This is a genomic window from Enterobacter dykesii, assembly GCF_008364625.2.
Lineage (GTDB): Bacteria > Pseudomonadota > Gammaproteobacteria > Enterobacterales > Enterobacteriaceae > Enterobacter > Enterobacter dykesii.
The window spans coordinates 3,878,472-3,890,447 of record NZ_CP126604.1; the positions used below are offsets into that span (position 1 = coordinate 3,878,472).

Sequence of the window (11,976 nt, forward strand, 5' to 3'; positions counted from 1 at the left end):
CTAAAGCCCCCGCACCATCAGCGCCTCATCCAGCTCGCGATACGCCTCAACCAGCTTATCCAGCGTCGCCCTGTTGAGCCCGCTCGGGTTCGGCAGCACCCACACCTGCGTAACGCCAATCATGATGCTCTGCTTGCCCCACTGCGTTCCGCGCTGGCTAAACGCCTGCTCGTAGGCCTGCTTGCCGAGGATCGCCAGCGCGGCCGGCTGGTAGTCTTCAATTTTCTTCACCAGCTCCCGCCCGCCGCTGCGCAGCTCATGCAGGTTGACCTCACTTGCCTGCACCGTAGGCCGCTCGACCAGCATGGTAATTCCGCAGCGCGTGTCCAGCAAATGCTGTTCCTCTTCGGGCTTGAGTAGCCTGTCGGTAAACCCGGCCTGGTAGATCACCTTCCAGAAGCGATTGCCCGGATGGGCAAAGTGAAAACCGGTGTGCGCCGAGGACTTACCCGGGTTGATTCCGCAGAACACCACCCGCAGGCCAGGGGCCAGAATATCGTTGATCATCTTTACTCCCGCTGATACATCGTTATGGAAGTATAAAGGATTGATTATGCGTTGTTTATAAAAACAGCAGGCAGGTGTGAATGGCTGGATTGCTGCGGGGAGTTACTTTATAATTCACCGCCACGGCCCCTTAGCTCAGTGGTTAGAGCAGGCGACTCATAATCGCTTGGTCGCTGGTTCAAGTCCAGCAGGGGCCACCAAATTTTAGTTTTAGAATCATATGATTAAGCCACTCGACTGAGTGGCTTTTTTATTGGTTTTTTGAGCCGGTAACGCAGCCGCTAACCGTGGTTCAGCGAAGCCGTTCGGACACGCTCAGAGGCGCCCGGGGTCGCGATCAGGCGCTCCACGGACTCCATCGTCACGAACGTACAGCTGCAGTCCACATTGGTGCACTGATGATAGCGTTCTTTGGTATTTTCACTGAGATAGCGACTGGTACGCGCATGCGCAGAGTGCTTGCACTTAGGACAATGAAACATGTACCCCTCCACTTAATTCACATTTTGTGAATCAATAATACCCAAAACAAAACCAATAGCAACTACATTACTCACTATCAACAGTAAATTTTTCGTCGCTGACGTTCAGCTCAAGCTTAAGCTGCGTGGTAAACCCGCTATCGTTGAGGGTATGCACCACCTCGCTGATGATCCACGCCTGCTCGTCAATGACGCGTTTAAAACCGTTTACCAGCACGGGCGTTTCAGGGAACAGATCGGCGCGTCCCAGCGCAAGCTGGATGGAAAACCCCACGGTTCCCCGCTGAAGCGTGCGCCACTTCGCCTCTGCGGCCCTAAGCGCCTGCTCTTCAGAAGCATAAACCGTGGTGAGCTCAAATACGTTTTCCGCCGATCCCACCAGCCTCTCTTGCGGTTTCTGCTCCTTGCCCCCTGCTTCCGCTACCGGTGCGGCGGCATTCGGGTGCTGCAGTGCTTCTGTCGGCTGACCTCCGGGCTGACGAAAAATACTCAATTGAGGATTTTGTTGTTTAGGGTCACGCGTTTGCAGCCATTTGGCCGTTACGCCGGAATAATTTTCACGGTCAGCGACGGAAAAAAGGTGCCGATCGCCATCCCCACGCTCAATCATCATTAAGGAAAGCGGATTGCCGCTGGCCGTCACGGCCTGCCCCGCTTTCATAAAGATAATCTGCCCGGCTTTGATTGAAACAAATGCCCCATTACGTTCGGCAAGGCGCGAGAGAAACGCCGCGTCAGTCTCCTGAGACTGGTCAATATGAGAGATGGCGATGGATGCAAGCCCCGCCGCGACGCTGGCGGTCAACTGGTTACGCTGAGCAATGGTATCGACTATCGCGCCAATCGTCGTGTCATGCCAAGACTGTTCGCGCCGCACGTTTAGCTTCCCACGAAAATCTGCGCTGCATCCCCGGATGGTCAGCGTGTCCGGCGCACCCCGGAATTCAATCGCATCTATCGTAAAGTCCCCTTTCTCCTCGAGCGGAGTTCCCTCCCATCCCAGCCATAAGGAGAGCCTTGCCCCCCGGGCAGGCAAGTCCAGCAGCCCGTCGGAATCATCCAGCAGAATATCCAGCTGATCGGCTTCCAGCCCCCGTTTGTCGGTCATGGTCAGGCTGATAAGACGATGGCTGAAATTTTGCGTGATATCACGATCGTCAAGCTTAAGCATAAAATCAGGGGCGATTTTTCCACCCGCCCGGATATTCATTTCGGCGATCATCCCACCAGCCCTCCAATGCTATTCCGTGCGCTTTCCACCAGCTCTGAGGCCTGCGTTCGCAGGTCGCCAAACGTCGTCATCAGCGATTCGTCCACGCGTTTTAGCGACAGGGTAAACTCAATTTTTCGGGCGGTACCGTCACTGTAAAAATCCGAATGCGTGTGGGTGACTTTCTCAATGACAAACATGCCGTGAATGATGCCGGTACCGTCTATCAACGGCCATGCCCGGCCCTCATTTGCCATCAGCTCAACCGCCTTGAGTGAAAGCCGCCCTCCCGTGAGTTCCGGGTAAAGTAAGCCGGAGAGGCTAAAGGATGTCTCACCTTCGCCAAGGTACTGCCAGGCTTTGGGTTTCCCGATGCGAGCGCTGGATGCCCAGCGGTAGTCTTTTGTGAATATCATTGACTGATACGGTAAGGTACGTCGTTCAAAGACAAACAGACCCAGCACCATTAACATTTTCTCTCTCCTCAACTATACATAAAGCTGGATTGCTGCCGTCTCGCTTTATCCTGTTCAATGTTATCTATCGTCTCCCGGATTTGACGCGTCAGATCCGTTCCGGAGGCCGTGCTCCCCTGCAGCGTGATGTGATATTCGCTTTTACTCTGATCGACGTAAGAGCGTCCTCCAGTAGCGATGGTCGGCTGATACTCCAGGCTGCCGCCAGAGATCCCCGCGCCCGGAATATAAGCGCTGCCCGCCGGTGAAGATGCCGCTTCAGCTTTTGCCGCAGCGGCGTCGAGATCGCCCGACTCGTTTTTGATAAGACCGAGTTTCTCCAGCAGCCAGCTGGCCTTGCCGCTCAGGCTGTTAAAGAGATCAAGCGGTGCCATTAACGCATCGCCCAGCGCCTGACCAAAAATCACGCCAGCGTTTTTACAGCCATCCAGCGTTTCCTGCGTCGCCTTGATCGGCGTAATCAAGTCGGTGAACCATTGCCAGATACCGCCCAGCTTCTCCGAGATAGCGTCAAATACCGCCATCACCGGTGAAAACAGCGCACCCAGCGGTGCGAAAGCCGTCGAAAGCCCTTCCATCACCCCGCCAAAAAAGGCACTGATGGGCTCCCAGTATTTAAAAATCAGTAAGGCGCCGGCAGCAATCGCCGCGCCAAGGGCAATCACCGGCCAGCTAAGCGCGCCCAGCACCGTCATGATGGCGCCGCCCACCACGCTGAATACCGTTCCCAACATCCCGGCCGCGGTAATCACCATATTGACGCCCGTCAGAACCGGGCCGATAACCGTGCCTACGCCACCCAGCACGCCAGCAAACGCCTGCGCGCCGACAACGATGCTGGCGAGGGTCTGCGTCAGCTCAGGGTTGGCATTCACCCAAAGGGAGGCCGTGCCAAGCCAGCCGGTTGCGGTTGTTATCAGGTTGCGTAGAGCGCCATCCGCTTTATCAAATACATCAATCTTCAACCCGTTCCACGCGGCCTGGAATCGGTTGATATCGCCGTCAAGATTATCGGTCTGCACGGAAGCCGCGAGCGCGGTACTGCCCTTTGCCCCCTGCAACTGCTGGCGTTTTTCATCAAGCGATCCATCACCCGCAGCGGAAGCCAGCGCCCCCGCGGCTTTTATGGCATCCGGAGTCTGAACATGGCGCAACATCGCGCTGAGCGCGTCCCCGGCGGCAGCGCCTTTCATTCCTTTTTCTGCCAGAACGCCCAGCAGCGCGGTTGTCTCTTCAAGCCCCATACCGGCGGCATCCGCAGCGGGCGCAGCGGAGGTGACGGCCGCCACCATCTCAGCGAGGCTGGTATTCGAAGAGGTAAAACCGCGCGTAAGCACATCTGCGATGCGTCCCGCATCCGCATCGGCCAGGCTATACGCGGCCTGCGTGCTGGCGATCATATCGGCCGCTTTAGCCGCGTCGACACTCCCCGCCAGGCTGAGGTTGACCGTTGGCGCGGTGGCCGCAAGCAGCCCATCGGCGTCATAGCCTGAACGAGCCAGTTCGGTTTGTGCCCGGAGGACCGTATCTGCAGGTACTCCGGTCCTGGCACTGACCTCCCGCGCCTGCTGGCGAATGGCCTCAAGCCGGGAGTCCCCCTTCGCCAGGCCAAGGTTTGCCTGAATGGCCGACATCTGCTTTTCAAAGCTGATGCCAGGGGCGATAAACCGGGACGTCTGGTCAAAGCCCGCTTTTGCCATGCCCACGCCCGCATTCGCAAGCTGACGCACCCGCGCGGTAACGCGTTTGCCTGACTCGTAGCGATTCTGAACGGTACTCAGCCGCTCCTGCTGCTGATTGACGCGGGCCAGCGCATCCCGCTGTCGGTTAAGCTGCTGCGTTTTTTCGCTGATGTGACTTTTTAAACGACGTTCATCCGACGAGAGCGTGCGCGTATTCACTCCCGCCTGAGCGAGTTCAGTACGCTGACGCTGTACCGAGTAGCGTAAGCTGTTGTACTCATGCTTCAGGTCGACTGCCGATTTTCGGGCTGCAGTCAGCGCATCAGCCTGCGCCTGGGTGGGGTTTTGCGTGTTTTTAAACTGTACCGCCAGCGCCGCGGCCTGCTGTTTCGCCTGAGCAAGCGACTGCTCCGTCGTGGCGAGCCGGGCATTTGCTTTTCTGAAGCCGTTAATGCGCCCCGCCTGCTCATCGAGCGCCCCCAGCGCCGTCTGCACATCGCGGATATCGCTCGCGAGAGTGAGGCTGGCGTTCTGGAGAGCGTTAAGCGGTCGGGTTGCCCGGTCGACTGCCTTAAGCAGCTCCTGAAGACTGACATTATTACTCATGGTGGTTTCCGCTTCGCTGCAGCGCTTTTTCGCGCCATAAGAGGAGTTCGGTCACGCTAAGGGAGTACAGTTCTGACGGCGGCCAGTGAAAGATCACCGCGATATCCGCCATCAGATCGTCGACCGACACATTTTCGGGAAATTTCAGCGAGCCGAAGCCGGTGACAAAAAACCGATCACCTTACCTGCAAAAGAGAGCAGATCGCAGGCATCCAGGCGCGCAACCTCATGCTCGGTCAGCGCCGGCGAGGTCATTCGCGGCAGCACCTTAATCAGCGCATCAACGTCAGATTGCGCCAGCGACGCCAGCGATACGCCGCGCAGGGTCCCCGCATTGGGTTTTGCGACGGTCACTTTTTCGATTTTTTGCTCGCCGCGCTGAACGGGGCTATCAAGCGTGACGATATGTGGGTTTTCACTTTCGTTCATGGCGGTATCGTTGATATTTTCCATTTCGTTACTCTTCTGAAAGTTAACTCACCGGCCGGTAATCCCGGCCGGTTAAAGGGTTACAGGCCGATGGCCTTACGGTGTTCTGCCAGGCGATCGACGCCATCGACTTTGAGCACCATGTTGATGATGTCGATTTCGATGATCTCTTTGCCATCAATGGTCAGCTGGTAGTAAGCGCACTCGGTGGACATCTTGGTAGTGCCGCTCTCGCCCTGCTTGTTTTCACCGCCATCAAACTCTTTATGACGGCCGCGCATGACGATTTCGACGGCGGAGATTTCGCCGGTGTCATCGCGCTGATAAGAGCCGGTAAAGCGCAGCGGCACGCTGTCCGCGCCCGGAGAGGCATACTGTGCCCACAGCGCGGCGTCCGGCAGACCGCCAACGGTCCACTCCAGCGCCAGGGCATCATCGTCCAGGCCGAGGTCGACAGAGACCGAGCCCGGCATACCGCCGCCGCGATACTTCTCCAGCTTGCGGGTAAGCTTCGGTAAGGTGACAGACTCAACAACGCCCATATAGCTCAGGCCATCGTTGAACATATTCAGGTACTTAAGTTTGCGTGGTAACGCCATGCTTCAGCTCCTTAGCTGTTAACCGAATCTGACAGGTCTGCCAGATAGGTGTCGGTGATTCGCTGGCGCAGGGTCAGATTTTCCAGCGGCGGGACGGGGGTGTAGTCGTAATCGATATACAGTTTCCCCGCTTTCAGGGTGGTTGCATCGTTCGACTCAGGGTCATACCAGCAGGAGCCGTCGACGATATAGCCGTTGGTTTTCAGCTCGCGGAACTTGGCGTTAATACCGGAAACGATGTCGCGAATAAGCGTTGGGGTGATGGGTTTATCCATCGCCCACGCGTGCGCTTCCGCCATGGTATCGGCCAGCACCTGTGCGGTACGGGTGTAGTTTTCAAAGACGAATAACGGGTCGTCTGAGCAGGTACGGTTACCCCAGAATTTGAAGCCGTCGTTGCGAATCAACGTGGTAACGCCAGCCTGGTTAAGCAGGTTCGCGTCGGTAGCCTGTTCCTGCAGATCCCAGGAGACAGAGGCGCTTACGCCCGTAACGCCGTTGACGCCAACGTTTGACAGGGTTTTATGCCAGCCGATTGTCTGGTCGATTTTGGCGCGCAGGCCAAGCGCACGGGCGGTAGCCCAGGCCGTTGTCGTTGCGTTCGTGGTGGTATCCCAAGCCAGAAAATCAGGATGGATAACCATCAGCTCGCGCTGGCTGAAGTTTTTGCGGTAGTTGATCGCCTCAGAAATGGTTTTACATCCCCACGCGCTGACATAGCCGAACGCGCGCAGGCTCTGGCACATAGCGGCCAGTGCGGTCGCCACTTCCTGAGAGTCCAGCCCCGGCACGCCGAGAATACGCGGCTTAACGCCGGTTACCGTTTTCGCGGTCAAAAGCGCCTTCAGGCCGGTGTATTTACCGTTTTCATCGGTGGTACCGATGATGTTGGAAACGGTCTGCTTGCGCGCCTCTGCCGGGGTTTCAGCGGTGCCTTCGGCCACGCGAACAACCACGACAACCGGTTTGCACTGGTCGGCGATCGCCTGCAGAGAAGCGGACAGCGTCCCCGCCTTGCCGGCTTTCGCAATCGCGTTTTGCACGTTGGTAATGAGCACGGGCTCGTTTAAAGGAAATGTCTTGTCGTCAGCATCGCTGGCCGTACAGACCATGCCGATGATTGCCGTCGAGACGGTGGAAATGGTGCGGGTGCCATCGTTGATTTCGATAACTTCCACGCCGTGGTGATAGTCGCCCATCCGGTTAACTCCTTCGTTTATTGGTGAGACTATTGTCTGTGGAGCGCGCGATGGATGCGACGTATTGGGGTTGGGGAAAGGATTACACAACAAACGAAAAACCCTCCGGAATGGAGGGTTTGGGTTTAGTCAGGCAATGGTACGATCTTGCTGACTCCTATCTCTGTATCAGGTAATGGAGGCCAGTCCGGTTTACTCACGTCAACACGGCTCAATAACACACGGAATTTTTTCCACGTCTGCAGCTTCACAGCGTCTTCCTCGGTCGCCATATCTAGCTCAATCGCATCCTGAAGCATGGTAATCGCATTATTTGCCTGAGTTAACAGTTCCAGTTTTTTTCGTTGTGCTTCTGCCCGATAATCCACCGGAGCAAGGATTATCTTCCCGCCATCAAAAATAAACGCGCCACCTAGCGCATTATTTCCAGCATTTGTGAATTCATCAGGCACATTGTCTGCCTCGACTTCCACGACAATCTGATTAATAGGAAAAATAGCGCTAGCATCGTAAGAAAAGTGAATGATCTTTTTTGATTGTGGATTAAAAGATATCTTAAGCGTATCTTTTGAAAGCGTCTTTAACCATCGATACCAATCATTGCCATACTCATCTTTCAAAAAAACAATATTTACCCCAGGAGATTTCGCAATATAATATAGCTCAAGTTCCTCCTGTGAAAGTTTAGCCACTTTGTCAGCAGTATACTCTCCCCATTTGTCTAACGGGTTATATTTTTCGAATACACCTGATTGCATTGTCATTAAGCCACCCACGCTGTGTACCAGTTTCCACCGATGTTATATTGAAGGGAGCGATATTGTACCGCTGTGTAATTCGTTTTTTGCTGCACAGCAGTGACTACCGTCCCGTTAGGTGCATATGCAAATTCATTATCATTATTTCCGTTTGTAGCGACTCCCGCCGATGCAAGCCTGAGCCCTCCTTGCAGGAAATTTGCAATAGTCCATGCTGTAGTTGCATAAGGGCTCAAATCCTGCTTTGGCGGTGGGTTGTTTGATGAATAGACACGTACTTTGCCGCCTGATTCAAATACACCTTGCCCTGAATAGATATTTCCACTACTCGCAATCGCTCCATCTGGAGCCACTGTTGCCAGAAGACGATTGTTGAGCCATATAGCAAATCCGGTGGCATCGGTACTTCCACCTCTCGTCAGGCCGATAGCCATCGAATTATCGTACCATTCGAATATAGCGCCAGAGACAATCCCACCGGGTCCTCCTGGCTGCGCGCTAATAAGCACTGAAGAGTTTCTTTCAGTTGGCACCGTTCCTACCCTGCCAAATCTGAATGTACCGTTATAATCTCCGCCATTCGCTGATACCGCGCCAACTTCGTCAGGGGTGGGTTTATTTGCGGCGTCATATTGTTTTATCCATGGTGACCACGTACCGCTGTATAGCGTACGGATATATGAACGAGATCCAACATATATCCGGTAAACCTGTGTAATACCTGCGTGTTTATAAATCTCAAGCGCCCCGGCAACAGCCTCAGGATAGTTTTTCCCGGTTTGCGCCTGAGCGTTTGAGGGCTGATAATACAGTCCCGGTGTGGTGTAGGCATTCAGATCAGCAGCATTACCGATTTCCACAGCCTGAACATTAAAAATATCCTGGGCGGTAATACTGATATCTTCCGTCAGAGTATGTCCGTTAACCTTTCTTCCTGATGGCACACGACTATTAGCATTATCATTAGCTGCCTTTACCGCTTTCGGCGTCGCAGCCAGCACTTCTGAGGAACTGTCAGTCGCACTACTAAGCTGGGTAAACCCTTTAGCCGTTAGCGTGGCATCAGGATGGCGGCGAGATTGTTCATGATCTTCGAACTTCTCATCTACGTACTCCTCGGTCGCCATTACCGTAGACGTATCAATAGAGAGCTCGATAGAGGCAATATCACTGACCATGATCACCATTCTCACAGTCTGCGCGCGCCCAGATCCCTCATCTAACAACGGCTTATAGCTTTCCGCCATGTTACCGACGGCAATCAGCGTGCCGGCATCATCGTAAAGCCCCATTTCTCGCATCCAGAAACCGCCGGTTTCTGGTGGAATGAGCAACTCCGCGATCACATAATTTTGATTCTTGCTGTCCTGGCTGATTTTGTTTAGCTCATGACGCCAAACCTCATTGACGAGTGTCGTCTGACTGGCATCGGGCACCGGTAATGCCCCCCCACCGTCACCCACGGCCATCGCGGTAAAATTCACTTTCTTCTTGTTCGGGACGGTCGCGGCAGCCAGTTTTTCGGCACCGGCTTTGGTGATAACCGTTTTATATTTCACTGTCATTCTGCTCTCACTTATCCGGGGTAAACCGTGATGATGTCGCCGTCATAGCTCAGGGCACCGGTATAGAGATAACCCGGAATGTCCTGGATGATATTCAGGCCAATAAGGTGGCGGCTGGCAGGCTTCGCATCGGCGATAAGCCTCTCCATTTCGTAATACATTTCCTCGGTGATGCCCGTGTCCAACACGCCGATATCAAGGCGGAAGGTGCCGGGCGGATCGTTGGTTTGCCACCACTCGGTGACGTTAATCAGATAGCCAAGCGGCTCCACCACGCGGCGCACGGCGCCAATCGTTCCCTTGTGGGCATGAATAAACCACGCGGCGCGGATCACCTCCCGTTTGGTGGCTTCTGGCCAGTTTTCATCCCAGCGGTCAACCGAAAACGCCCACGCCAGCCAGGGCAGCAAATTTGCCGGGCAGGTGTCCGCGTTCCAGAGATGGCGCAGCGGAACCGGCGTATTTTCGATGTCCGCACAGGCGCGCGCCGCCGCCACTTCAAGCGGTGACGAGCCAACCGGTAGAAGACGCGTATTACTCATCGTTTCCCCCCACGGTTACGCTGTAGTGGCTGCACCATGAGGCCTGCGTTTCATCAAGTACGATGTCTGCCGCGGGTGCTGTCAGCTCCACCCTCTGCACCCCTTCAACGTGAAGGGCAGCGTAAATGGCGGACTTGCGGATATCGCGTCCCAGCCGATGCTGAGCCGTGATGTAGGTCTGTAATCGGGCTCTTGCCGCATTGAGTACCGGTTCACTTTCGGGACCGGGAAAAAGGAAAAGCGATGCTTCAATGTTGTAGTCGACAATGTTGGCCGACTGGACGGTCACGCGGTCGGCGACGGGCCTGACGTCCTCATCGTTCAGCGCATTGCGAACAACAGCGAGCAGTTCCTCAGACGCTACGCCGTTATTCTCCCGGGAGAGCACGGAGACCGTGACGTTCGCCGGCTGTGGGCTGATCACAGAAATGTCCGCCACCCGGCCATCTGCACTGCGACCATGGAACTGATACGCCCCTGTTGAACCGGCCACGCTCAGCCCTTCCGGCGCCTGCTGGATACGCAGACGAAAGTCGGTATCGGACTCCATGATCGCTGGCGTGGGCGGAAACGTGGTGTCGTCGGCAGGCGTAATCACCAGACGCTCAAGATTAGCGTTTGCCCCAATCTGGTCCAGATCGCTGCCTGCGGCATAGGCCAGCATGACCGCACGCGCAGCCTCATTAACCCGCTGGCGCCAGATAACTTCCCGGTAGGCATTCTCCTGCAGCAGCTTCACAATCGGCTCGGATTCCAGCGTCAGCGTCCGTGCAATCGCTTCTCGCTCCTCTTCCGGATAGAGGGAGACAAAGGTGGCCTTTCGTTCTGCCAACAGCGTTTCATAATCCACCTCCTCCACGACATCAGGCGCGGCGAGCTGGCTCAGATCAACAATAGCCATAGCGTTTAACTCAGTGAAATGGTGATAGAAAAGGATTGTCCGGATGTCGGGCGTGTGCCGGTGATATCGACATACAACGTCCCGTCGTTTTCCGAACGCTCGAAAGTGATGGCCGTCAGGCTTATTCGCGGCTCCCATTTCTGGATGGCGGAATAACAGGCGGCCATGATTTGCAGACGCAGCGCCGGGCTCTGCGGCCTGTCGATCATCGCCGCCAGCAGCGAGCCGTAATCCCGGCGCATGACCCGCGAGCCAATCGGCGTAACCAGAATGTCGCGCACGCTTTGCCGGATGTGTTCCGCCTCTGAAATGCTAAGCCCGGTCTGCCTGTTCATCCCCCTGTAAAGCACCGTCATTGTGTCCCCTTAGTCCAGCTTCCACCGCTTTGCACACTGCCGTGCGCGTGGTTATCCACCTGCACCCCGTTTGAGGTGAATTTACCGCCGGAATGCTCAATATTTCCGGCCATCACGCCGCCCTTCTGCACTTCAAGAGAGGCAGTAATTAACCTGTTGGTACACACCACTTCAGGCGTATCCAGCGTGATGCGGGACGTTGACGTCACCCTCACCTCCGGCACGGTGGCGGTCAGCGATTCAGAGGCGGTAATGTCGGCCGTTTTAATGCCTGCAACCGTCAGCGCCCCGCGCCCGGGTTCGTACTCGATCACCGCGCCATCCGGAAACGAGACGTGGAATGCATCAGGTGACCCGGACGGCGCAGGATGGTCGTCAGAGAAAATGCCGGGCAGCACAAAGGCGGTATCAAGCTCGCCGCCGATGGCCAGCAGCAGCACCTGCTCTCCCTCGGAAGGGGCCCACCACACGCGCGAACGTCCCGCGCGACAGGTGAGCCAGTTCAGCCAGGTGGTTTTCATCCCGCCGGTCTGGACACGACAAAGCCCTCTGTTGAGGTCAACATCGGTCACAACACCGATACGAATAAGATTGCGGATCGCGCGAGCGATGCCGTTCATGGAAGTTAATGTATTCATGAGAAGAGAATGCCGTTCAGGAGGAA

At 55.6% G+C, this 11,976-nt stretch carries 15 protein-coding genes and 1 tRNA gene; 1 reads left to right on the forward strand and 15 read right to left on the reverse strand.

The features are described from left to right. Nucleotides 1-507, reverse strand: coding sequence for a G/U mismatch-specific DNA glycosylase (gene mug, locus F0320_RS18430; protein ID WP_045356107.1), 507 nt, complete (start codon nt 505-507; stop codon nt 1-3). Nucleotides 508-631: 124 nt separating this feature from the next. On the opposite strand from mug, the gene F0320_RS18435 reads away from it, so the two are divergent. Continuing rightward, a tRNA-Ile gene (locus F0320_RS18435) sits at nt 632-707 on the forward strand. Nucleotides 708-788: 81 nt separating this feature from the next. On the opposite strand, the gene F0320_RS18440 is transcribed toward F0320_RS18435, so the two are convergent. From F0320_RS18440 to F0320_RS18505, 14 genes are all read right to left on the reverse strand, one after another. After that, complete coding sequence (locus tag F0320_RS18440) at nt 789-989, reverse strand: ogr/Delta-like zinc finger family protein (RefSeq protein ID WP_029741756.1); 201 nt, start codon at nt 987-989, stop codon at nt 789-791. A 67-nt stretch (nt 990-1,056) separates the two neighbouring features. Continuing rightward, nucleotides 1,057-2,211 carry a phage late control D family protein gene (locus F0320_RS18445; protein WP_126329251.1) on the reverse strand — a complete coding sequence of 385 codons (1,155 nt, stop codon included), beginning with the start codon at nt 2,209-2,211 and terminating at the stop codon, nt 1,057-1,059. Further along, nucleotides 2,208-2,672, reverse strand: a complete 465-nt coding sequence (locus tag F0320_RS18450; RefSeq protein WP_023309232.1) for a phage tail protein — start codon at nt 2,670-2,672, stop codon at nt 2,208-2,210. The genes F0320_RS18445 and F0320_RS18450 overlap by 4 nt, the downstream gene beginning before the upstream one ends. Nucleotides 2,673-2,683: 11 nt before the next feature. Next, nucleotides 2,684-4,963, reverse strand: coding sequence for a phage tail tape measure protein (locus tag F0320_RS18455; RefSeq protein WP_126329250.1), 2,280 nt, complete (start codon nt 4,961-4,963; stop codon nt 2,684-2,686). Beyond that, a complete protein-coding gene (locus F0320_RS18460; protein WP_023616176.1) occupies nt 4,956-5,075 on the reverse strand; it encodes a GpE family phage tail protein in 120 nt (39 codons plus the stop codon). Before F0320_RS18460 ends, F0320_RS18455 begins: the two co-directional genes overlap by 8 nt. A gap of 32 nt (nt 5,076-5,107) precedes the next feature. After that, nucleotides 5,108-5,416 carry a phage tail assembly protein gene (locus F0320_RS18465; protein ID WP_047652792.1) on the reverse strand — a complete coding sequence of 103 codons (309 nt, stop codon included), beginning with the start codon at nt 5,414-5,416 and terminating at the stop codon, nt 5,108-5,110. Nucleotides 5,417-5,472: 56 nt separating this feature from the next. Then, a complete protein-coding gene (locus F0320_RS18470) occupies nt 5,473-5,991 on the reverse strand; it encodes a phage major tail tube protein (protein WP_023309235.1) in 519 nt (172 codons plus the stop codon). 11 nt (nt 5,992-6,002) lie between these two features. Next, the gene (locus F0320_RS18475; RefSeq protein WP_126329249.1) at nt 6,003-7,190 is read right to left on the reverse strand and encodes a phage tail sheath protein; all 1,188 of its coding nucleotides are present in this window, start codon (nt 7,188-7,190) and stop codon (nt 6,003-6,005) included. A 125-nt stretch (nt 7,191-7,315) separates the two neighbouring features. Then, complete coding sequence (locus tag F0320_RS18480; protein WP_233443236.1) at nt 7,316-7,954, reverse strand: tail fiber assembly protein; 639 nt, start codon at nt 7,952-7,954, stop codon at nt 7,316-7,318. Beyond that, complete coding sequence (locus tag F0320_RS18485; protein WP_233443235.1) at nt 7,954-9,513, reverse strand: phage tail protein; 1,560 nt, start codon at nt 9,511-9,513, stop codon at nt 7,954-7,956. Before F0320_RS18485 ends, F0320_RS18480 begins: the two co-directional genes overlap by 1 nt. An 11-nt stretch (nt 9,514-9,524) precedes the next feature. Continuing rightward, entirely contained in the window at nt 9,525-10,055 is a 531-nt protein-coding gene (locus F0320_RS18490) for a phage tail protein I (RefSeq protein WP_126329248.1), read from the reverse strand. Beyond that, complete coding sequence (locus F0320_RS18495) at nt 10,048-10,956, reverse strand: baseplate assembly protein (protein WP_126329247.1); 909 nt, start codon at nt 10,954-10,956, stop codon at nt 10,048-10,050. The genes F0320_RS18490 and F0320_RS18495 overlap by 8 nt, the downstream gene beginning before the upstream one ends. A gap of 5 nt (nt 10,957-10,961) precedes the next feature. Next, nucleotides 10,962-11,312: a GPW/gp25 family protein gene (locus tag F0320_RS18500; RefSeq protein WP_126329246.1), complete on the reverse strand. Its 351-nt coding sequence runs from the start codon at nt 11,310-11,312 to the stop codon at nt 10,962-10,964. After that, complete coding sequence (locus tag F0320_RS18505; protein ID WP_032645069.1) at nt 11,309-11,950, reverse strand: phage baseplate assembly protein V; 642 nt, start codon at nt 11,948-11,950, stop codon at nt 11,309-11,311. The genes F0320_RS18500 and F0320_RS18505 overlap by 4 nt, the downstream gene beginning before the upstream one ends. Between the last annotated feature and the right edge of the window lie 26 nt (nt 11,951-11,976).